This window comes from Pseudomonas sp. lyk4-R2A-8 (assembly GCF_030209095.1).
GTDB lineage: Bacteria > Pseudomonadota > Gammaproteobacteria > Pseudomonadales > Pseudomonadaceae > Aquipseudomonas > Aquipseudomonas quebecensis.
Genome location: NZ_JARVSS010000002.1, coordinates 342306 through 361988 on the forward strand (window position 1 = coordinate 342306; position 19683 = coordinate 361988).

Below are 19683 nucleotides of genomic sequence, written 5' to 3' on the forward strand. Positions count from 1 at the left end.
CGACATGCCGCTTGAAAACCGCTTGCGACACCTGAGCGCCTGGTTGCTGATCGGTGCCTTGGGCACCGCCCAGGCCCAGGACGACTGCCAACTGACCATCAGCGAACCGTTACTGGACTTCGGCCTGATGAACCGCACGGCGCAAAAAGATAGTGCACCCCAGCGGTGGCTTGGCGAACGCCGGTTGAGCGTGCACTTCAATTGCCCGCAACCGACCGATATGAGCCTGTTCTATCGCGCGCTGGCGGCAGGCTCGCAACGCCTGCGATTTACCGAACATGGCAGTTATGAAATACAGGCTGGGGATGGCGTGCTGGATGGCCAGGCCGTCGAGTTGGGATTGCTGCCCGCCAACGGTCAACCCCCCGTGCTCAATGGCGCAGTATTGAACTGGCGGGCTGACCACGGCATCGCTCCGGTACAAAACGGCTCGGTATTAACGGGCAGACGCTTTTCACTGCAGTTGACTGTCGGCGCCTGGGCCGATGTCGGCGCCACCCATGTTCGAGACGCCACCACTTGGGAGGCCTATGGGACATTTCACAATGGCCGCAGCGGCTACTCCCAGGAACTCACATTGCGTGCCCACTTCACCCCCGTCGCCTGCCGTCCGCTGCTGTCCAACGATGGCTTGGTGGATTACGGCACCTTGCTGGTCAAGGATCTGAACGCGACCAGCGAAACGCCACTGCCTACTCGCACCTTGCAGCTGTCCATCAGCTGTGACGCGCCGGCACGTTTCGCCCTGCGTATGCACGACAACCGCCAGGGCTCCGCCACCGGTGGCACCGACGAGACCGCCTACGGCCTGGACCTGGATAACAGCCAGAACAAGATCGGCCGTTTTTACCTGACTATCGATCCGGCGGAATTCACCGCCGACGCGTTCGCCAGGCTCTATCGCACCGACTCCACCAGCGGTGGCGCGGCCTGGAGCAGTTCCAGTTCACGACAAATCCCCATGGCCGCCAACAGCATCATGGGTTTTACCGACAGCACCGGGAGCACACTCGGCCCGGTGGCGATCCAGAATCTGTCCGGCACCGTTCGCATCAAGACCTATCTTGCGCCGACCCAATCCCTGGACCTGCGCAACGTGGTGTACATCAACGGCTCCGGCACCCTCGAAATCATCTACCTGTAATCCCCTGGAGTGCACATTATGAAGATGCGTCGCATCGCAGTTTCCTTCCTGCTGCTGACCAGCGCCCAGTACAGTCTGGCCGCGTCCACGGTGGACCTTAGCGTCAATGGTGCGATAACGCCCACCGCATGCACACCCCGGCTTTCAAGCGCAGGCGTGATCGACTACGGCAGGATTTCCCAGCAGGATTTGAATATCGACAGGGGCACGCGCCTGGCGGCCAGGCATCTGCAAGTCAGCTTGTATTGTAACGGCGCGAGCCGCTTCGCCCTGCGCATGCGTGACAACCGTGACGGCACGGCCATGGTCAACAGTGAGATTTACTACGGGTTGGGGCTCGACAACAGCGGCAATCGCATTGGCCTGTATTCCATGACATTCGATCCGCGCCAAAGCCTGGTCGACAGTGCAACGCAGGTCTACGGCACCGAATCCACCACCGGCGGCGTGGCGTGGCGTACCGCCAACTTGAATCCCATCGATATCGGGGCCAACAGCTATCTGGGGTTCACCGACATCGAAGGCAGCACCAGCGGGCCATCGGCAATTCAGGAGCTGATCAGCACGGTCAAGGTCGACGCCGTGATCAATGCCAGACAGAACCTGGACCTGAGCCAGGACGTGCGACTCGACGGCTCGGCAACCCTGGAGGTGGTGTACCTCTAGCGCGCTTCGGTGCTCACTTGCACATAGCGGGCACGGCCGGCGCCCAGCCCGGCGATGGTCGCCCCCAGGCCAAGCACGGCGAAGATCCAGCCCACGGCCGTCCAGCCGCCGGTCCAGTCGTGCACCAGGCCGACCGCCAATGGGCCGAGGGACGCCAGGGTGTAGCCGATGCCCTGGGCCATGCCTGACAGGTTCGCCGCCACATGGGCGTCGCGCGAACGCAGCACGATCAGGGTCAGCGCCAGACTGAAGGTGCCGCCCTGCCCCAGGCCCAGCAGGATCGCCCAGCCCCATAGCCCGTCGAGCGGCGCATACAGGCAACCGAACAGGCCGCCCAGGGTCAGCAGCATCACCACCACAATGGCCAGGCGCTGGTCCTTGCCACGCGTGGCCAGCCACGGCGCGGCCAGGGAGCTGGCCAGTTGCACGAGCACCGAGCCGGACAGCACCAACCCCGCCTCGGTCGCGCTGAGGCCACGGCCGATCAGGATCGACGGCAACCAGCCGAACACGATATAGGCCAGCGACGATTGCAGGCCCATGTAGAGGGTGACTTGCCAGGCCAACGGGTCCGCCAGCAGCCCCCGCACCCGATAAGCGGCCTGATGAGCACCGTGTTTCTGGCCGGTCTGAGGCAGCCAGAACAGCGCCGCCACCACGGCCGGTACCATCCAGAAGCCCAGGCCGATGCTCCAACGGTCGCCAAAGTAATGACTCAACGGCACCGTGGCACCCGCCGCCAGCGCCGCGCCCAGGCACAGCGCCATGGTGTAGACGCCGGTCATGGCGCCGGCCTGCCTGGCAAAGTCGCGCTTAACGATCCCCGGCAGCAACACGCCGATGATGCCGATACTCGCCCCGGCGATCAGGCTGCCCACAAACAGCCCGGTTTCACCGAACGAGCTGCGCAGAACGATCCCCGTCGCGAGCATCAACAGAATCCCCAGCACCACCCGCTCGGCACCGAAACGCCGCGCCAGGATCGGCGCCAATGGCGCAAACAGGCCCAGGCACAGCACCGGCAAGGTCGTCAGCAGACCGGCCTTGGCCGCCGACAACCCCAGGCTGGCGGACACATCGCTGAGCAACGGTGCCATGCTCGACAAGGCCGGGCGCAGGTTCAGCGCCACCAGGATCAGCCCCAGCAGTAGCAGCCACGGGCGCTGGACCACGGGGTGACTGTGCTGTACCTGGTCGTCATCGGCCTCGGCGTCGATCAACAATTCTTCGAGTTCGTTTGTGCGTCGGGTTTCAAGGTTCATTGATCAACTGCCGGCAGAGGGATTGGGCGCGTTCCGGGTCCTGGTGTTCCACGGCGTCGAGCAGGGCGGTGTGCAGATCGAATACCGCCTGACGACGCGGTGAGGTGTTCAAGGTCTGGCGCAACTGGGCGGCGACGACGCTGGAAAAGTAGTGGTACAGCTCGCTCAACGCAGGGTTGTGGGCGGCGTCCACCAGGCGTTTATGGAACACCAGGTCGGCGCTGATATAGGCCTCCAGGTCACCCTGGTACAGCTCGCCGCTGGCCTTGAGCGCCGCACGCACCTGTTCGAGGTCCTGCTCGGTACGGCGCAGCGCCGCCAGGCCGATGGCTTCCACTTCCAGAATCCGCCGCGTTTCCTGTGCCTGCTCCAACGTGCAATGGGACAGCGCGCGCATCGTGCCCAACGGGTCGGTCATTGAACGCAGGTAACTGCCGTCACCCTGGCGGACCTCGATCAACCCCGAAAACGCCAGAACGCGCATGGCCTCGCGCACGGTATTGCGGCTGATGCCGAGTTCAGCGCATAGCTCAGGTTCGGTGGGCAGGCGTTCGCCGATGGCCCATTTGCCTTCGCTGATGCGCCAGCGCAATTGCTCAAGGGCCTGGTCCACCAGGGAGCGTTTGATCAACGGGGCGATGTCTGTCATGGGTTGCGTGATTTCGTCCAATCATAGGATGAATTTTCCCACAGCCTATTCAGAGTTGCCTACGAACGCAACGCACTAGGGTTCTTAGGCAGGAAAAGGAGCAGTATTTTCGACTGGTAAAATTACCCTTAGAGGGTAATTATTGGGCTCAGGTGTCTTATGGAAAAGTACACACCTCATTACGATTTGGCGGTGATAAAGGCGGATGTCAGGCGACTTGGGGAAAAGGCATTTACCTCAACGGCGAAGATCACGGGGAGGACACTCGGCTTTGAGATCCATGAAATGCAAGAGGTCGTTTTTCAATTGCAAACCAGGATGTTGTACAAATCGATGACTACCTATGCAGACCATAAGGTCTGGCAGGACGTGTACCACATCAGTTCACACGGCATGGAGATTTACATAAAGGTCACTTACGGCTCAGGTGGTAACCCACCGGTAATCTCCTTCAAGGAGTGCAGCTCATGAAAACTCAACAGTGCTTTATATGCGGTACGCCCGAAGGCATGACTCGGTTCGAGGGCCGTAGCGAGACCATTAGCGTCAAAGGGATGGAGCGTCGTGTCGATGACCTTTCTGGCTGGGAATGCCATGCCTGCGGCGACGGCATGTATGATCCGGACAGTGCGGAGCGTCACGCAAAAGCTGGTGATGAACTCGTCCAGGCTGCGCGGACAATGATCGGTAACGAGATGAAACGTATCCGTCGCAAGCTGCACCTTACCCAAAAAGAAACCGTGCAGCTGTTATCCGGAGGCGGTCACAACGCTTTTTCACGGTATGAGCGCGGTGAGCTTCTGCCACCGAAGCCACTGGTTCTGTTGATGCGATTGCTCGATCGTCACCCTCATTTGCTCGCCGACGCCAAGGTATTGGCCGAAGGCGCTGACCTGCGGGGCTTCACTCATACCGTGAACACAGGGCAGAAGGCACTGAAGGCCTGCTGAACAGAAACAATAAACCCGGCCAGGCCGGGTTTATTGTTTCAAGCATCGATCAATGCAGAATCTGGCTCAAGAACAGCTTGGTCCGATCATTCTGCGGGTTGTCGAAGAAGTCATTCGGCGCCGCTTGCTCAACGATCTCGCCCTTGTCCATGAAGATCACGCGGTTGGCCACGGTGCGGGCGAAGCCCATCTCGTGGGTCACGCACAACATGGTCATGCCGTCTTCGGCCAGGCCGATCATGGTGTCCAGCACCTCTTTCACCATTTCCGGGTCGAGTGCCGAAGTCGGCTCATCGAACAGCATGATTTTCGGCTTCATGCACAAGGCACGGGCAATCGCCACACGCTGTTGCTGGCCGCCGGACAACTGCCCCGGAAACTTGTGGGCCTGCTCCGGGATGCGCACGCGCTCCAGGTAGTGCATGGCAATTTCTTCGGCCTTGCGCTTGGGCATCTTGCGCACCCACATCGGCGCCAGCGTGCAGTTCTGCAGGATGGTCAGGTGCGGGAACAGGTTGAAGTGCTGGAACACCATGCCGACTTCACGGCGGATCGCTTCGATCTGCTTGAGGTCGTTGGTCAGCTCAACGCCATCGACCACGATGCGGCCCTGCTGATGCTCTTCCAGGCGGTTGAGGCAGCGGATGGTGGTGGACTTGCCCGAACCCGACGGTCCGCACAGCACGATACGCTCGCCCTGCTTGACGTTCAGGTTGATGTCTTTCAACACGTGGAACTGGCCGTACCACTTGTTGACGCCCTGCATCTGGATAATGCCTTCAGGGCCCACAGGCTGTTTGATTGCTTCGCTCATCAAAAGAACTCCTAACGCTTGTGGCCTGTGTCGAGCTTGCGTTCCAGATGCATGGAATAGCGCGACATACCAAAACAGAAAATCCAGAACACCAGGGCGGCGAACACGTAGCCTTCGGTGGCCATGCCCAGCCATTTGGGGTCGGCGGCGGCTTGCTTGACGCTGTTGAGCAGGTCGAACAGGCCGATGATGATCACCAGGCTGGTGTCCTTGAACAGCGCGATGAAGGTGTTGACGATCCCTGGGATCACCAGCTTCAGCGCTTGCGGCAGGATCACCAGGCCCATGCTGCGCCAGTAACCCAGGCCCATCGCCGCGGCAGCTTCGTACTGCCCTTTAGGGATGGCCTGCAAGCCCCCGCGCACCACTTCGGCGACGTAGGCCGACTGGAACAGGATCACACCGATCAGCGCCCGCAGCAGCTTGTCGAAGTTCATGCCTTCGGGCAGGAACAACGGCAGCATTACCGAGGACATAAACAGTACGGTGATCAGCGGCACGCCGCGCCAGAACTCGATGAACGTCACGCAGACCACACGAATCGCCGGCATGTTCGAACGTCGCCCCAAGGCCAGCACGATGCCCAGCGGCAAGGCGCCGGCGATACCGACGGTGGCGATCACCAGGGTCAACATCAGGCCGCCCCATTGGCTGGTGGCCACGGTGGCCAGGCCAAACACACCGCCATGCAGCAGGAAGAAGGCGATGATCGGGTACAGCACCAGGAAGCCCAGCCCGTAGATCGCCTTGCGCGGGAAGCGCGAGATGAACAACGGTGCCACGCCGACGATGGCCAGCCACACGGTCAGGTCCACGCGCCAGCGCAGGTCGCCGGGGTAGTAGCCGTACATGAACTGCCCGAAGCGCTGTTGGATGAACACCCAGCAGGCGCCCTCCTTGGTGCAGTCGGCGCGGGTAGTGCCGACCCAGTTGGCATCCAGGATGGCCCAATGCAGGATCGGCGGCACCACCAGGTACACCAGGTAGATCGACAGCAAGGTCAGCAGGGTGTTGAGCCAACTGGAAAACAGGTTGGCGCGCATCCATGCCATCGGCCCGAAGACTTTGCTCGGCGGCGGCATATCAGGTTTGAAAGTATGCGAACTCATGTGCGTTTCCTCACCGCTCGATCAGCGCAATGCGCTTGTTGTACCAGTTCATCAGCAGAGAAATGCTGATGCTGATCGCCAGGTACACGCTCATGGTGATGGCAATGACTTCGATCGCCTGGCCGGTCTGGTTAAGCACCGTGCCGGCGAACAGCGAAACCATTTCCGGGTAACCGATACCGGCGGCCAACGACGAGTTCTTCGCCAGGTTGAGGTATTGGCTGGTCAGCGGCGGAATAATCACCCGCAGCGCCTGCGGGATGATGACCTTGCGCAGCGTGGGACCGTTGCGCAGGCCCAGGGAGCGAGCGGCTTCGGTCTGGCCGTGGCTGACGGACTTGATGCCCGAGCGCACGATCTCGGCGATAAACGCCGCCGTGTACACCGTCAACGCCAGGGTCAATGCCAGCAGTTCGGGGATCAATACCCAGCCGCCGACGAAGTTGAAGCCCTGCAGCTTGGGCATTTCCCAATGCAGCGGTGCGCCGAAGATCAACGCGCACAGCGCCGGGATCAGCACGAACAGCGCCAGGCCCGCCCAGAATTTATGGAACGGAACGCCCGTGGCTTCAAAGCGCTTGTTGGCCCAGCGCGCCATCAGCACGATTGCCACGATGGCCAGCACCATGCTCGCCACGAACGGCCAGAAACCATCAGCGGCGAGCGCTGCCGGCATATTCAGACCACGGCTGCTGACAAAGAAGGTGTCGCCGAAATTATGGCTGTTACGCGGCCCTGGCATGGTCAGGAACACCGCGAAGTACCAGAACAGGATCTGCAACAGCGGCGGAATGTTGCGGAAGATTTCCACGTACACCGTCGCCAGCTTGTTGATCATCCAGTTCGACGACAAGCGTGCCACGCCGACGATAAAGCCGAGCAGGGTCGCCAGGATCACGCCGATGAACGTCACCAGCAAGGTGTTGAGCAAGCCGATCACAAACACCCGGGCATAGCTGTCCGATTCGGTGTAGTCGATCAAATGCTGCGCGATGCCGAAGCCGGCACTGCGTTCAAGAAAGTCGAAACCCGAGGTGATGCCCCGGTGCTGAAGGTTGGTCTGGGTATTGTTGAAGAGGTACCAGCCCAGCGAGACCACCGCCACAATCGTGATGATCTGGAAGAGCCACGCACGCACTTTGGGGTCGCTGAAGCTGAGCTTCTGCTTGGGTGCGCCGATTTGATTTTGCATGAAGTGCCCCGGAAAGAATGGAACAGAACATCACCCGGCGGTTGGCCCACCGGGTGACAGAACCATCAGCGATCAGCGCACAGGCGGTGCGTATTGAATGCCGCCGTTGTTCCACAGTGCGTTCAGGCCACGGTCGATTTCCAGCGGGGTGCTCTTGCCCAGGTTGCGCTCGAACACTTCACCGTAGTTACCCACTTGCTTGACGATTTGTACGACCCAGTCCTTCTTCACTTTCAGGTCTTTGCCGTATTCGCCGTCCGCGCCGAGCAGGCGGGCCACGTCCGGGTTCTTGGTGGACTTGGCTTCAGCTTCGACGTTTTTCGAGGTGATACCGGCTTCTTCAGCGTTGAGCATGGCGTAGCCTACCCAGCGCACGATAGCCAGCCACTCGTCGTCGCCGTTACGCACGACCGGGCCCAGCGGCTCCTTGGAGATGGTTTCCGGCAATACGACATAGTCCTTCGGCGAGGCCAGCTTGCTGCGCTGGGCGAACAGTTGGGACTTGTCGGAGGTCAGCACGTCGCAACGCCCGGATTCCAGCGACTTGGCGCTTTCGTCGGAGGTGTCGAAGGTGATCGGGGTGTATTTCAGACCGTTGCCACGGAAGTAGTCGGAAACGTTCAGTTCGGTGGTGGTACCGGCCTGGATGCAGATGGTTGCACCGTCCAGTTCCTTGGCGCTTTTTACGCCCAGCTTGTTGTTAACCAGAAAGCCGATGCCGTCGTAGTAGGTAATGAAACCTGGAAATTTCAGGCCCATGCCGGCGTCGCGGGAGCTGGTCATGGTGGTGTTACGGGACAGAATGTCGACTTCGCCCGATTGCAGCGCGGTGAAACGCTCCTTGGCATTCAACTGGCTGAATTTGACCTTGGTCGCGTCGCCGAATACGGCAGCCGCCACTGCGCGGCACACGTCAGCGTCGATCCCCAGGATCTTGCCGCTGGCATCCGGTACCGAGAAACCCGGCAAGCCGTCACTCACGCCACATTGCACAAAGCCTTTCTTCTGCACGGCGTCCAGGGTAGCGCCGGCTTGGGCGAAACCGCTGACACCCAGTACAGCGGCCGCGCAAACGATGGCCAGGGTGGATTTCAATACCTTCATTCAAACCTCCAGTTGCTCTTGTTGTGTCGGAGCTCGAACCCCACCGCACCCTTTTGAGGCGACCTTGACCCGTGTTGGCTTTTTTTGGGGTCAAACAGTAAGAGGCTGTCGCTGTAAGTCCAGTTGCTATCCCGAAAGCGGCAGTCACTGATAGTGTTACCGTCACGGAAGAGACCTGACATCGACATGTGCATAGCAAGCGCCGTACCAGAGTGAGGACGGAGTTGCTTCAACCTATGGTCAAGCACTAAAGAGTCAAACTTGCGACATTTTCGTAACAGATAAACCTACTACGCACCGTTGCGACGCACCCTATCGGAGCGCGCGCACTTTTTTGGAGCAGACATGACCGAACCCTTGATTCTTGAGCCCGCCAAGGCAGCTGACGCCTGCGTAATCTGGTTGCATGGCCTGGGGGCCGATCAATATGACTTCTTGCCTGTAGCCGAACTCCTACAGAAAAATCTAACGTCGACCCGTTTCGTTTTACCCCAGGCCCCAACCCGCCCGGTGACGATCAATGGCGGCTATGAGATGCCCAGCTGGTACGACATAAAGGCCATGAGCCCGGCCAGGTCCATCAGCCTGGAAGAGCTGGAAAGCTCGGCAAAAACCGTTATGGATTTGATCGAAGCGCAAAAAAGAACCGGGATAGACGCTTCGCGGATTTTCCTCGCGGGGTTTTCCCAGGGTGGCGCCGTGGTCTACCACACGGCTTTCCTTAAATGGCAGGGGCCCCTGGGTGGCGTGATTGCCCTCTCCACTTACGCGCCGACTTTCGATGACGCACTGGAGCTGTCGGCCAGCCAGCAGCGCATTCCCACCCTGTGCCTGCACGGCCAGCACGACAACGTGGTGCAAAACGTCATGGGCCGCACAGCAATGGAGTACTTGAAGCACCATGGTGTCACCGTGACATGGCGGGAATACCCAATGGGCCACGAAGTGTTACCCCAGGAGATCAGCGAGATTGGCACGTGGCTGAGCGAACGCCTGCGCTGAAAGCCTGGCGTTATGTAGCCGTATGACAGACGCACTACGCCGCGCCCGTTTCTTGCATTACACTGGCCGGCGTATATTCCTTAACCAATTAATGAGATCACCGTGCTCGAAGCACTCAAGAAGATGTTCGGCAAAAGCGAGGCTGAGCCGCTCGCGCCTGTTCCCAGCGCCCCTGTCCCGACACACGGCAGCCGCAGTGACGGTCAACAGCCCGGCCGGACCGCACCTGCCGTCCAGCCCGATAAGCCGACGGTGATGGCGCCCCAACAGGCAACGCCTGCTCAAGCCGCCCCAGCCCCTCAGCCCAAGGCCCCACGGCGTGAACGCGCGCCCAAACCGCCGGTCATCCCGTGGAAACTCGAAGACTTCGTCGTCGAACCTCAGGAAGGCAAGACCCGCTTCCATGATTTCAAGCTGGCCCCGGAACTGATGCATGCCATCCAGGACCTGGGTTTCCCGTACTGCACACCGATCCAGGCGCAGGTGCTGGGCTTTACCCTGGCCGGCAAAGACGCCATCGGCCGCGCCCAGACCGGCACGGGCAAGACCGCTGCGTTCCTGATCTCGATCATCACCCAGTTACTGCAAACGCCGCCGCCCAAAGAGCGCTACATGGGTGAACCGCGCGCGCTGATCATCGCCCCGACCCGCGAACTGGTGGTGCAGATCGCCAAGGACGCCGCCGACCTGACCAAGTACACCGGCCTCAACGTCATGACGTTCGTCGGCGGTATGGACTTCGACAAGCAGCTCAAGCACCTCGAAGCGCGCCACTGCGACATTCTGGTGGCCACCCCGGGCCGCCTGCTGGACTTCAACCAGCGCGGCGACGTGCACCTGGACATGGTCGAAGTGATGGTGCTGGACGAAGCCGACCGCATGCTCGACATGGGCTTTATCCCGCAGGTGCGCCAGATCATTCGCCAGACCCCGCCAAAGGCCGAGCGCCAGACCCTGCTGTTCTCCGCGACCTTCACCGAAGACGTGATGAACCTCGCCAAGCAGTGGACCACTGATCCTTCGATCGTTGAGATCGAAGCCGAGAACGTGGCCAGCGAAAATGTCGAGCAGCATATCTACGCCGTGGCCGGCGCCGACAAATACAAACTGCTCTATAACCTGGTCAATGACAACGGTTGGGAGCGGGTGATGGTGTTCGCCAACCGCAAGGATGAAGTGCGCCGCATCGAAGAACGCCTGGTGCGCGATGGCGTCAACGCTGCGCAACTGTCCGGTGATGTACCGCAGCACAAGCGCATCAAGACCCTGGAAGGTTTCCGCGAAGGCAAGATTCGCGTGCTGGTGGCTACCGACGTGGCAGGCCGCGGGATTCACATCGACGGCATCAGCCACGTGATCAACTTCACCCTGCCGGAAGTGCCTGACGACTATGTGCACCGGATTGGCCGTACCGGCCGCGCGGGCGCGGCGGGTGTGTCGATCAGTTTTGCCGGTGAGGATGACTCCTACCAGTTGCCGTCGATCGAGGCGCTGCTGGGCCGCAAGATCAGCTGCGAGACACCGCCGACGCATCTATTGCGAGCCGTGGAACGCAAACGCCCCTGAGCTGAATGCGATAAGCTGATTTTGAGATAGGTCTTCGGCTGGCTACTTCCAGCGATCCGCCGCGGCGTGGTCGCTGTCCCGCCCTTCCACCCAACGCGCACCTTCCGGTGTGTTTTCTTTCTTCCAGAATGGCGCGCGGGTCTTCAGGTAGTCCATCACAAATGCACAGGCGTCGAACGCGGCCTGGCGATGGGCGCTCGCCGCCGCAACAAACACGATCGGCTCGCCCGGTTCCAGGGCGCCTACGCGGTGCAGCACCTGCAGCTTGAGCAACGGCCAGCGCTGCTCGGCTTCCACGGCGATCCTGGCCAGGGCTTTTTCGGTCATGCCCGGATAGTGTTCCAGGAACATGCCGGACACATCGCGGCCATCGTTGAAATCGCGTACATAGCCTACAAAGCTCACCACCGCCCCCACGCCAACATTCGCGGCATGCATGGCGTTGACTTCCGCGCCGGGGTCAAAGGCCTCGGCCTGCACACGAATGGTCATGCTCAGCCTCCAGTCACGGGCGGGAAAAATGCCACTTCGTCGCCGGCCTGCACCGGCTCATCGAGGTCACACAACTCCTCGTTGCGCGCACACATCAGGCTCGTCTCGTTAAGTACGGCAAACTCCGGATCACAGGCCAACGCCAGGCGCACGGCGTCGACAGTGGCGAACTCACCTTCCATCTCCAGCGAATCGAAGCCTACCGCTTCGGCGTATCGCGCAAAAAACAATACGTTGATGCTCATGCCTGGTCCGCCTTGAAATGCCCGCTCTTGCCGCCGAGTTTTTCCAGCAGACGAATGTTTTCGATGGTCATGCCGCGATCCACCGCCTTGCACATGTCGTAGATCGTCAAGGCCGCGACGCTGGCGGCGGTCAACGCTTCCATCTCCACGCCCGTCTGGCCGGAGAGTTTGCAGCGCGCCACGATATGCACCGCATTCTCGCCTTCGGCACTAAGCTCGACCCTGACGCCGGTCAGCATCAGAGGATGGCAAAGGGGGATCAGATCACTGGTCTTTTTCGCGGCCTGGATCCCGGCGATGCGCGCCACCGCGAACACGTCGCCCTTGGGATGAGCGCCGTCGACGATCATTTTCAGGGTTTCGGGCAGCATGCGCACACGCGCTTCGGCCACGGCCTCACGGAACGTCACGGATTTATCGGTGACGTCGACCATATGGGCGCGACCTTGGGAATCGAGATGAGTCAGCACAGCGATACTCCTGATCGGGAGCGCCGATTGTAAACCCGCCGGTCAACATCGCGCACGCCTGATTCCGCTGCGCGGCCAAGTAGCAGCCAATGGCCGATCAGCGTGACGAATACGGCTCATCAGAACAAAGAATTGGCGCCGTCAAACCGATCACCGTAAAACTTTAAAAAAACGGAAAGCAAACTCCATGACCTTACTGATGTTTGTCCTGCTCAGTTTATTCGCCGGTTTCGCAGTGCCCTTGCAAGCAGGGACTAACGCCAAACTGGGCAATCTCCTGGGCCACCCTTTGTGGGCAACCGCCGTTTCCTTATTGGTCAGCCTGGTCGTGCTCATCGTTGTCATCATTGTTGTAAAAGCCCCCCGCCCAAACTTATCGACGGTACAAGAAGGTCCATGGTGGATTTGGATGGGCGGTGTCGCGGGTGTGTTTTACATCACCGTTGCTTTATTGATGGCACCGCGGCTCGGCGCACTAAATTTCATCATGGCGGTGTTGGTCGGCCAACTTATCGTTTCAATTGCGATTGACTACTTTGGCCTGATCGGATTTCCCAAGCAGTCTATTAATATCAATAAATTGGTCGGCGTGATTGTCGTCATAGGAGGTTTTCTTATTACAACGCGCACATGAAAATGAAAGACGGGTCACCGAAACAGAAGACTTCTTCATGTTCCCGAGTCAGGGATTGACGACAGCTATTATTTTTAAAAAGGTGAGGCAATGACTAAGCAATCTGCAACCGCTACATATGACGCTATTGGCGAACGCTTCGAGGCTTTCACGGATACGGCCTCCCAGCGTTCAGTAGAAACCGCGACGTTTTTCCATATGGTCGGCGATGTCAAAGGCAAGTCAGTACTAGACTTGGCCTGTGGCTTCGGTTTCTTTGGCCGCGAGTTATATCGCCAGGGTGCGAGTAAAGTGGTTGGGGTGGATATTTCCGCCTCGATGATAGACCTGGCTCGCAAGGAATCGGCGCGTAACCAGGAAGCGATCGAGTACCACGTCAGCGATATCTGTGATCTGGGCATACTCGGCAAATTCGATCTGATTACTGCCGCATGGTTATTCAACTATGCCGACTCGCCGGCAAAGCTGGACAAGATGTTCCAAGTGGCCGCCAACAACCTCGCCCCCGGCGGCCGCGTCGTGGCCTACACCGTGGAGCCGACGTTCCAACTGCAACGCGGCAACTTCACCAAGTACGGCGTGCATGTGCTGACCGAGGAAGCCCACGAGGGCGGCTTTCGTCACCACGCTGAATTCGTCACCCAGCCACCCAGCGCCTTTACCTTTCATCGCTGGAGCCGTGAGCGTTATGAGCTGGCAATCATGAAGGCCGGTTTCCCGCGCCTGCAATGGCAAAAACCCATCATCTCTGATGCCGAACGGGCCAAGCATCCTGAGGGCTACTGGGATGACTTCGAGCGCAACTGCCTGCAGACCGGACTGATCTGCACCCTATGAAAGCCGGGCGCGCCGCATCTGGATGCGCGTGTCTTTTTTGCTTATCGCAGCAGGAAACCAGCGTTATGACTTCCAAGGGTTTCAACCATTGGCCGGTGTTCGACGGCCCCCTGACCCCCGAGATGACCGACCGATTTTTGATGGGCCTGCCTGAACACTTCCAGGGCGCGCTTAACCTGAAGCTACCCCTGACCGCCTGGCGCCAGCTCGCGGAAGAGTCCATCGAACAGTTGGCTGACCGCGTGGAAAACCCGGTCTCGCCACTCGCCTGGCGCTATGCCGCCGCCCAACTGCTGGCCCTGACCGTGGACCCGCGGCTCGACGTGCTCAATCCGGCAATGATCCACATCAGTGGCGGCCAGGTGGAAATCGGCTTGGCCGAGACGGCGGTGGATCAGGTCATGCACGACCTGCAGGGCCTTGGCCTGGATCGCGACTGGATCGCCAAGGAAGTACCGCGCCACCCGGTGTACCTGCAACCCTACGCAATTGGCAAATACCCGGTCACCAACCTCGAATACCGCGCCTTTCTCGAAGCCTCAGGCCAGGCGCGGATTCCCGAAAGCTGGGCGTTCGGCCAATACCCCAACGAACGCGCCAACCACCCGGTGTACGGCATCACCGCTGAAGACGCCGATGCCTACGCCGCCTGGCTCAGCGCGGCGAGTGGCCAGGCCTACCGGCTGCCCACCGAAGCCGAATGGGAATACGCCGCGGCCGGCCCGGAAAACCTCGAATACCCCTGGGGCCCGACTTTTCTGCCGCAGCACGCCAACACCGCTGAAATGGGCCTGTTCGACACCACGCCGGTCGGCCTGTTGATTGATGGCGCATCGCCCTTTGGCTGCCTGGACATGGCCGGCAATGTCGAAGAATACGTGATCGATGACTATGCCCCCTACCCCGGTGGCACGGCCATCACCGACGATCTGGTCAATGTGGTGGGCACTCATCGCATAGCCCGCGGCGGCAGTTTCACCCGCTTCCGCGACCTGACACGCAACTGCCGGCGCCACGGCAAATATCCGCGACAGATTTATGTAATGGGTTTTCGCCTCGCCAAAACCCTGTAGCCCCTCCTTGTCTTAAAACGAAAGAATTCAGAATAAAAACGCGTTAATCATTCAGCATGGAAGGAACCGCCATGAACCGCCTAAGCGTACGCAATCACGTAGATATTCCCTTGGATGACACTTCGAATCCGGGGACTTTTTATACTTTCAGCGGACTCGAAACCGACCACGAACATATTGTCATCAAACTGGGACCGGCCAATCCAGTCAGTCCATTAGTCCGGATTCATTCCGAATGCCTGACGGGTGATGTTTTCAGCTCACAACGCTGTGATTGTGGTCCGCAATTAAATGAGTCCATCGAGCGTATGCGGGAAGTCGGTGGTTATTTGATTTACCTGCGCCAAGAAGGTCGGGGAATCGGACTATATGCCAAGTTGGATGCTTATCGCCTGCAAGATTCCGGCATGGATACGTTCGAGGCAAACGCCCATCTTAACTTCCCCGAAGATGGACGCGACTTCTCCATGGCCGCGGGCATGTTGAAAGCATTGAATATCAAACACTGCCAATTGATCACCAACAACCCGGATAAAGTCCAGGCCTTGGTGGATAACGGTATCGTGGTCGATAACGTTATTCCTACCGGTGTATTCGTGACGCGCCACAACACCCATTACCTGCAAGCAAAAGTCGATAAGAAAAATCACGTCATCAAACTGGTGAAATAACTCGCTCGCGCGGCTGAATCATTCAGGTCGCCCGCAATAAGCCAACCTCAACATTAAGGATAATGACGCATGAGACATTTTGGCCCTATCAGCGGTATTGCAACGTTCAACGACACCTATGTCGCCACCGCCGGGTATGACAACCAAGTCATTCTCTGGGACGCGCGCACCAAGACGCCGATCCAGCGCGTACTCCACGATCACCTGGCCAACCAATGCGCGTTCAACGCCAGCGGCACTCTGCTGGTCAGTGCCAGCAGCGACTACACCGCTCGGGTCTGGGAAATCCCTTCGTTGCGCCTGAAAAGCGTGCTCGTTGGCCACGATGACGACATAGAAATGGCCGCCTTCTCGCCAGACGGCCAGACCATCGCCACCTGCTCGCGCGACCACACCATCCGCCTGTTCGACCTCAGCGGGCAAACCCGGAAAATCCTGACCGGCCATGAGGCCGATGTAATCTCGGTGTGCTGGGCCGCCGACGGCCAGACCCTGGTGTCGAGCAGCGATGATGGTTCGATCCGCCGCTGGGATGCCGCCAACGGCGAGCAACTGGACATTATCGACCTCGGCGGCGTCGAGACCGACACCGTGGCCTTGTCCCGCGAAGGCATCATATTTGCCGGCGACGACGAGGGCAAAATTTCGGTGATCAGCAGCAGCGGTACCTACCTGCAACCGGCCCACGCCGCCGGGATCAAGCGCATTGTGTGGAACGACGCGCAACGTATGCTGGTCAGCTTGAGCTATGACCGTTGCGTGATGCTGTGGAAGCTGACCGCCGCCAATCAACTTGAGAAAACCGCACAGACCTCACTGCCAAGCATCATCTGGCCACGTAGCTGCGCATTGCTCGGCGACCAGCGCATCGCCTTCGTAACCTTTGGCTCCACCTACGCCACTTGGGATTTCACTACTCAGCAATGGGACATCGGCGGCATCGAGCCGGCCATCAGCCTGAACGCGGTGACGGTGGTCGGCGACGACATTTACAGCATCGGCGACGCCGGCATCCTGCAGATCAATGGCCAGCCCAGCACCATGGCCGGCAGCCTGTGCAACTTCCTGCTGCCATTCGGCGCCAGCGTGCTGACGGGCGGACAGATGGGCACGGTGTTCGACGCCAAGACCGGGGACGTGGTCTACCAGCACCGCTCGCCGCTCAACTGCGGCACCACCTTTGAAAAGGACGGCGAGCTGCATGCCGCGATCGGTACCTACACCGGCGAAGCCTTGATCTTCAAGCTGGTGGATCAACAGCCGCAATTTCTGCGCGAAGTGCGCATGCACGAAAACGCGATCAAGGGCATCGCGGCGGATGAGCAGTATCTGTTCAGCGTGTGCGCGACGGCGGCGGCGGCGTTTTTCCGGATTGCCGACTTCGAACTGGAGACCTATCTCGACAAAGCCCACGACCGCATCTCCAACGGTTGCACGCAGATCCAGGGCGGCTTCGCCAGCATCGGCCGCGACCTCAAGCTGCGCCTGTGGCAGGCCGGTAACAGTGAAGTCTACGACACCCCGCATAGTCACTCGATCAAGTGCATCGCCATCTCCAAGGACCGTAAGATGATCGCTACCGGCAGCTACGGCGGCACCGTGGCCGTGTTCGACCTGGCCAGGCGCAGTTGGGCAAAGGTGGAGAAGATCACCGCCAGCGGTATCTCCTGCCTGACCCACGACGCCGAGGGCAGCGGCTTCCTGGCCAGCGCCTACGATGGCCGCATCTATCCGATCGCCGTCCAGGCCTCGGCACGGCATTCACGCCAATGACCCACTTCAGCGAAATCGACTTTCAACATATGCACCATGCATTGTCGTTGGCCGAGCGCGGCATTCACTCCACCTGGCCCAATCCTCGGGTCGGGTGTGTCATCGCCCACGGTACGCATATCGTGGGTGAAGGCTGGCATCGGCGTGCGGGTGGTCCGCACGCCGAGGTGTTTGCCCTGCGCCAGGCCGGCGCCCTGGCCAAGGGTGGCACCGCTTATGTGACGCTCGAACCGTGCAGCCATGTCGGCCGCACGGGCGCCTGTCACCAGGCGCTGATCGAGGCCGGCGTGGCCTGCGTGATCGTGGCCCATGAAGACCCGTTCAAGCAGGTCGACGGTCGCGGCATCGCCGAACTGCGCGCGGCCGGGATCGAGGTCAAGGTCGGCTTGCTCAACGTCGCGGCGCGGGAACTCAACCGGGGATTTTTATCCACGGTCAAGCGCCAGCGCCCCTGGGTGCAACTGAAGATGGGCATGAGTCTGGACGGCCGCACCGCGCTCAACAACGGCAGCTCGCAGTGGATCACCAGCGCCCGGGCGCGCGCCGACGTGCAGTATTGGCGAGCGCGTAGTGCAGCGATTCTGACCGGCAGCGGCACCGTACTGGCGGACAACCCCTCGCTCACCGTGCGTGAAATGGCGTCCGCCGAGGCTATCGCGCCATTGCGGGTCATCCTCGACAGCCAGGCACGCGTGCCGCAGACCGCACGCGTGTTCGACGACCAGGCGCCGAGCCTGCATGTGATGCACGAACGCCATGTGCCGCAAGGGGCGAACGGCGAACGCCTGCTCGGCCTGCCGGGCAGTCAGCAGGGCCTGGATCTGCACGCCCTGATGACTCACCTGAGCCAGCGGGGCCTGCATGACGTCATGGTTGAAGCCGGTCCGACGCTGGCCGGCAACTTGCTGCGCGCGGGCCTCGTCGATGAGTTGCTGCTCTATGTGGCACCGCGGCTGCTGGGCGACCTGGCACGTCCGCTGGTGCATCTGCCGGAGCTGGAACACCTGACGCATTCGCTGGACTTCACCCTGTACGACGTTACTCAATTGGGGCAGGACCTGCGCCTGCGCCTGCGCCCCGATCAGTCGACCGGCATGGTATGAGCCACCACTTGCTTGACCTGATCGCGCAACCACGCATGTGCCGGATCGTCACAGAAACGCTGGTGCCAGATTTGCACAAAGGGAAAGCGCGGAATGCTGAACGGTGGCGGCAATCGCACCAGATCCGGGTTAAGCAAGGTGTCTTCCAGGGTGCGCGTCGCCACGGTGAGGATCAGGTCCGTGTTGTGCAGCAGGCTCGGCGCGGTGCGCCAGTGCGGCACGCTGACGGCGATACGACGGCGCAAGCCTTCGGCGCGCAGCAAGCTGTCCACTTCGCCATTCGTGCCGCCGTCCATGGACACCTGGATATGCGGGCGCTCCAGGTAGCTCTCAAGATCCAGCACGCCTTTCTTGGGCAAGGTCCGCCGGTCAAGCAGGCAGGAAAAGCTTTCCTCGAACAACACTTCCATCGACACATCGGGCGTCAGGCTGGGGAATACCCCCAAGGCCAAGTCGATCTTGCCCTGTGCCACTTGCTCGAACATCCCATGCCGGCTGCCCTGAGTCACTACCAGGGTAGTGTTCGGCGCCTCGTGACGCAGTCGCACCAGCAACTTTGGCAAGATAATCGCCGCGCCGTAATCCGACATCGCCAACTGGAAGGTGCGCTGGGAGCTGGCCGCGTCGAAGTCGATGGACTTGCCGAACAAGGTTTCGATCTGGCTGAGAATCTCCCGCAGCGGCCCCTGGAGGTTTTGCGCCAAGGCGCTGAGCATCACCTCGTTGCCGTCGCGGATCAGGATCGGATCGTCCAGCAGCGCCCGCAGCTTACTCAGGGAATGACTGATGGCCGGCTGGCTCAAATGCAGACGCGCCCCTGTGCGGGTGACGTGTTTTTCGGTCAGCAGTGCGTCGAGCACCACTAACAGATTCAAATCGATATTGCGCAGTAAGACCGTGATCATGCGGTGAATTCCATTTCAGGGA

General features: G+C 60.2%; 22 protein-coding genes. 12 read left to right on the forward strand and 10 right to left on the reverse strand.

Annotated features, from left to right (window positions below):
• Positions 1–4: 4 nt before the first annotated feature.
• On the forward strand, positions 5–1144 hold the full coding sequence (locus QRN10_RS02820) for a DUF1120 domain-containing protein (protein ID WP_266248030.1): 1140 nt from the start codon (positions 5–7) through the stop codon (positions 1142–1144).
• 18 nt (positions 1145–1162) lie between these two features.
• Positions 1163–1810 carry a DUF1120 domain-containing protein gene (locus QRN10_RS02825; RefSeq protein ID WP_181078437.1) on the forward strand — a complete coding sequence of 216 codons (648 nt, stop codon included), beginning with the start codon at positions 1163–1165 and terminating at the stop codon, positions 1808–1810.
• Here QRN10_RS02825 and QRN10_RS02830 read toward each other — a convergent pair.
• Entirely contained in the window at positions 1807–3072 is a 1266-nt protein-coding gene (locus QRN10_RS02830) for a CynX/NimT family MFS transporter (protein ID WP_285427814.1), read from the reverse strand. The genes QRN10_RS02825 and QRN10_RS02830 overlap by 4 nt on opposite strands.
• The gene (locus tag QRN10_RS02835) at positions 3062–3721 is read right to left on the reverse strand and encodes a FadR/GntR family transcriptional regulator (protein WP_181078441.1); all 660 of its coding nucleotides are present in this window, start codon (positions 3719–3721) and stop codon (positions 3062–3064) included. The genes QRN10_RS02830 and QRN10_RS02835 overlap by 11 nt, the downstream gene beginning before the upstream one ends.
• Before the next feature lie 159 nt (positions 3722–3880).
• Here QRN10_RS02835 and QRN10_RS02840 point away from each other — a divergent pair, with 159 nt between their 5' ends.
• Positions 3881–4192, forward strand: a complete 312-nt coding sequence (locus QRN10_RS02840) for a type II toxin-antitoxin system MqsR family toxin (protein WP_285427816.1) — start codon at positions 3881–3883, stop codon at positions 4190–4192.
• Positions 4189–4671 carry a type II toxin-antitoxin system MqsA family antitoxin gene (locus tag QRN10_RS02845; protein WP_266248025.1) on the forward strand — a complete coding sequence of 161 codons (483 nt, stop codon included), beginning with the start codon at positions 4189–4191 and terminating at the stop codon, positions 4669–4671. Before QRN10_RS02840 ends, QRN10_RS02845 begins: the two co-directional genes overlap by 4 nt.
• Before the next feature lie 49 nt (positions 4672–4720).
• Here the strand turns inward: QRN10_RS02845 and QRN10_RS02850 are convergent, their stop codons facing one another.
• From QRN10_RS02850 to QRN10_RS02865, 4 genes are all read right to left on the reverse strand, one after another.
• A complete protein-coding gene (locus tag QRN10_RS02850; RefSeq protein ID WP_034096008.1) occupies positions 4721–5485 on the reverse strand; it encodes an amino acid ABC transporter ATP-binding protein in 765 nt (254 codons plus the stop codon).
• 11 nt (positions 5486–5496) lie between these two features.
• Positions 5497–6594 carry an amino acid ABC transporter permease gene (locus tag QRN10_RS02855; protein WP_285427817.1) on the reverse strand — a complete coding sequence of 366 codons (1098 nt, stop codon included), beginning with the start codon at positions 6592–6594 and terminating at the stop codon, positions 5497–5499.
• A 10-nt stretch (positions 6595–6604) separates the two neighbouring features.
• Positions 6605–7786, reverse strand: coding sequence for an amino acid ABC transporter permease (locus QRN10_RS02860; protein ID WP_181078448.1), 1182 nt, complete (start codon positions 7784–7786; stop codon positions 6605–6607).
• Between the two features lie 72 nt (positions 7787–7858).
• Entirely contained in the window at positions 7859–8890 is a 1032-nt protein-coding gene (locus tag QRN10_RS02865; protein WP_034096005.1) for an amino acid ABC transporter substrate-binding protein, read from the reverse strand.
• Between the two features lie 345 nt (positions 8891–9235).
• Between QRN10_RS02865 and QRN10_RS02870 the strand changes: the two genes are divergently transcribed.
• Positions 9236–9892, forward strand: coding sequence for an alpha/beta hydrolase (locus QRN10_RS02870; RefSeq protein ID WP_253510579.1), 657 nt, complete (start codon positions 9236–9238; stop codon positions 9890–9892).
• A 102-nt stretch (positions 9893–9994) separates the two neighbouring features.
• Positions 9995–11458, forward strand: a complete 1464-nt coding sequence (gene rhlB / locus QRN10_RS02875; RefSeq protein ID WP_370694744.1) for an ATP-dependent RNA helicase RhlB — start codon at positions 9995–9997, stop codon at positions 11456–11458.
• A gap of 42 nt (positions 11459–11500) precedes the next feature.
• On the opposite strand, the gene moaE is transcribed toward rhlB, so the two are convergent.
• The 3 genes from moaE to moaC are packed head-to-tail and all read right to left on the reverse strand — an operon-like array spanning position 11501 to position 12665.
• Positions 11501–11950, reverse strand: coding sequence for a molybdopterin synthase catalytic subunit MoaE (moaE, locus tag QRN10_RS02880; RefSeq protein ID WP_181078453.1), 450 nt, complete (start codon positions 11948–11950; stop codon positions 11501–11503).
• A gap of 2 nt (positions 11951–11952) precedes the next feature.
• Positions 11953–12195, reverse strand: coding sequence for a molybdopterin converting factor subunit 1 (gene moaD / locus QRN10_RS02885; protein WP_181078455.1), 243 nt, complete (start codon positions 12193–12195; stop codon positions 11953–11955).
• Positions 12192–12665 carry a cyclic pyranopterin monophosphate synthase MoaC gene (moaC, locus tag QRN10_RS02890; RefSeq protein ID WP_181078456.1) on the reverse strand — a complete coding sequence of 158 codons (474 nt, stop codon included), beginning with the start codon at positions 12663–12665 and terminating at the stop codon, positions 12192–12194. Before moaC ends, moaD begins: the two co-directional genes overlap by 4 nt.
• 187 nt (positions 12666–12852) lie before the next feature.
• Between moaC and QRN10_RS02895 the strand changes: the two genes are divergently transcribed.
• From QRN10_RS02895 to ribD, 6 genes are all read left to right on the forward strand, one after another.
• On the forward strand, positions 12853–13299 hold the full coding sequence (locus tag QRN10_RS02895) for a DMT family transporter (protein WP_181078458.1): 447 nt from the start codon (positions 12853–12855) through the stop codon (positions 13297–13299).
• Between the two features lie 90 nt (positions 13300–13389).
• Positions 13390–14136, forward strand: coding sequence for a class I SAM-dependent methyltransferase (locus QRN10_RS02900; RefSeq protein WP_181078460.1), 747 nt, complete (start codon positions 13390–13392; stop codon positions 14134–14136).
• 65 nt (positions 14137–14201) lie between these two features.
• A complete protein-coding gene (locus QRN10_RS02905) occupies positions 14202–15209 on the forward strand; it encodes a formylglycine-generating enzyme family protein (RefSeq protein ID WP_181078462.1) in 1008 nt (335 codons plus the stop codon).
• Positions 15210–15280: 71 nt separating this feature from the next.
• The gene (locus QRN10_RS02910; protein ID WP_253510575.1) at positions 15281–15880 is read left to right on the forward strand and encodes a GTP cyclohydrolase II; all 600 of its coding nucleotides are present in this window, start codon (positions 15281–15283) and stop codon (positions 15878–15880) included.
• A gap of 69 nt (positions 15881–15949) precedes the next feature.
• Complete coding sequence (locus tag QRN10_RS02915; RefSeq protein ID WP_266248017.1) at positions 15950–17653, forward strand: WD40 repeat domain-containing protein; 1704 nt, start codon at positions 15950–15952, stop codon at positions 17651–17653.
• Positions 17650–18756, forward strand: a complete 1107-nt coding sequence (gene ribD, locus QRN10_RS02920; protein WP_181078468.1) for a bifunctional diaminohydroxyphosphoribosylaminopyrimidine deaminase/5-amino-6-(5-phosphoribosylamino)uracil reductase RibD — start codon at positions 17650–17652, stop codon at positions 18754–18756. Before QRN10_RS02915 ends, ribD begins: the two co-directional genes overlap by 4 nt.
• On the opposite strand, the gene QRN10_RS02925 is transcribed toward ribD, so the two are convergent.
• Positions 18735–19661, reverse strand: coding sequence for a LysR family transcriptional regulator (locus QRN10_RS02925; protein WP_181078469.1), 927 nt, complete (start codon positions 19659–19661; stop codon positions 18735–18737). The two genes, ribD and QRN10_RS02925, sit on opposite strands and share 22 nt — an antisense overlap.
• Between the last annotated feature and the right edge of the window lie 22 nt (positions 19662–19683).

What these genes read in the sequence shown, in the direction of transcription:
- QRN10_RS02820 (WP_266248030.1), top strand. Translation starts at nt 5, where the DNA reads ATGCCGCTTGAAAACCGCTTGCGACACCTGAGCGCCTGGTTGCTGATC.
- QRN10_RS02825 (WP_181078437.1), top strand. Translation starts at nt 1,163, where the DNA reads ATGAAGATGCGTCGCATCGCAGTTTCCTTCCTGCTGCTGACCAGCGCC.
- QRN10_RS02830 (WP_285427814.1), bottom strand. Translation starts at nt 3,072, where the DNA reads ATGAACCTTGAAACCCGACGCACAAACGAACTCGAAGAATTGTTGATC.
- QRN10_RS02835 (WP_181078441.1), bottom strand. Translation starts at nt 3,721, where the DNA reads ATGACAGACATCGCCCCGTTGATCAAACGCTCCCTGGTGGACCAGGCC.
- QRN10_RS02840 (WP_285427816.1), top strand. Translation starts at nt 3,881, where the DNA reads ATGGAAAAGTACACACCTCATTACGATTTGGCGGTGATAAAGGCGGAT.
- QRN10_RS02845 (WP_266248025.1), top strand. Translation starts at nt 4,189, where the DNA reads ATGAAAACTCAACAGTGCTTTATATGCGGTACGCCCGAAGGCATGACT.
- QRN10_RS02850 (WP_034096008.1), bottom strand. Translation starts at nt 5,485, where the DNA reads ATGAGCGAAGCAATCAAACAGCCTGTGGGCCCTGAAGGCATTATCCAG.
- QRN10_RS02855 (WP_285427817.1), bottom strand. Translation starts at nt 6,594, where the DNA reads ATGAGTTCGCATACTTTCAAACCTGATATGCCGCCGCCGAGCAAAGTC.
- QRN10_RS02860 (WP_181078448.1), bottom strand. Translation starts at nt 7,786, where the DNA reads ATGCAAAATCAAATCGGCGCACCCAAGCAGAAGCTCAGCTTCAGCGAC.
- QRN10_RS02865 (WP_034096005.1), bottom strand. Translation starts at nt 8,890, where the DNA reads ATGAAGGTATTGAAATCCACCCTGGCCATCGTTTGCGCGGCCGCTGTA.
- QRN10_RS02870 (WP_253510579.1), top strand. Translation starts at nt 9,236, where the DNA reads ATGACCGAACCCTTGATTCTTGAGCCCGCCAAGGCAGCTGACGCCTGC.
- moaE (WP_181078453.1), bottom strand. Translation starts at nt 11,950, where the DNA reads ATGACCATTCGTGTGCAGGCCGAGGCCTTTGACCCCGGCGCGGAAGTC.
- moaD (WP_181078455.1), bottom strand. Translation starts at nt 12,195, where the DNA reads ATGAGCATCAACGTATTGTTTTTTGCGCGATACGCCGAAGCGGTAGGC.
- QRN10_RS02895 (WP_181078458.1), top strand. Translation starts at nt 12,853, where the DNA reads ATGACCTTACTGATGTTTGTCCTGCTCAGTTTATTCGCCGGTTTCGCA.
- QRN10_RS02900 (WP_181078460.1), top strand. Translation starts at nt 13,390, where the DNA reads ATGACTAAGCAATCTGCAACCGCTACATATGACGCTATTGGCGAACGC.
- QRN10_RS02905 (WP_181078462.1), top strand. Translation starts at nt 14,202, where the DNA reads ATGACTTCCAAGGGTTTCAACCATTGGCCGGTGTTCGACGGCCCCCTG.
- QRN10_RS02910 (WP_253510575.1), top strand. Translation starts at nt 15,281, where the DNA reads ATGAACCGCCTAAGCGTACGCAATCACGTAGATATTCCCTTGGATGAC.
- QRN10_RS02915 (WP_266248017.1), top strand. Translation starts at nt 15,950, where the DNA reads ATGAGACATTTTGGCCCTATCAGCGGTATTGCAACGTTCAACGACACC.
- ribD (WP_181078468.1), top strand. Translation starts at nt 17,650, where the DNA reads ATGACCCACTTCAGCGAAATCGACTTTCAACATATGCACCATGCATTG.
- QRN10_RS02925 (WP_181078469.1), bottom strand. Translation starts at nt 19,661, where the DNA reads ATGATCACGGTCTTACTGCGCAATATCGATTTGAATCTGTTAGTGGTG.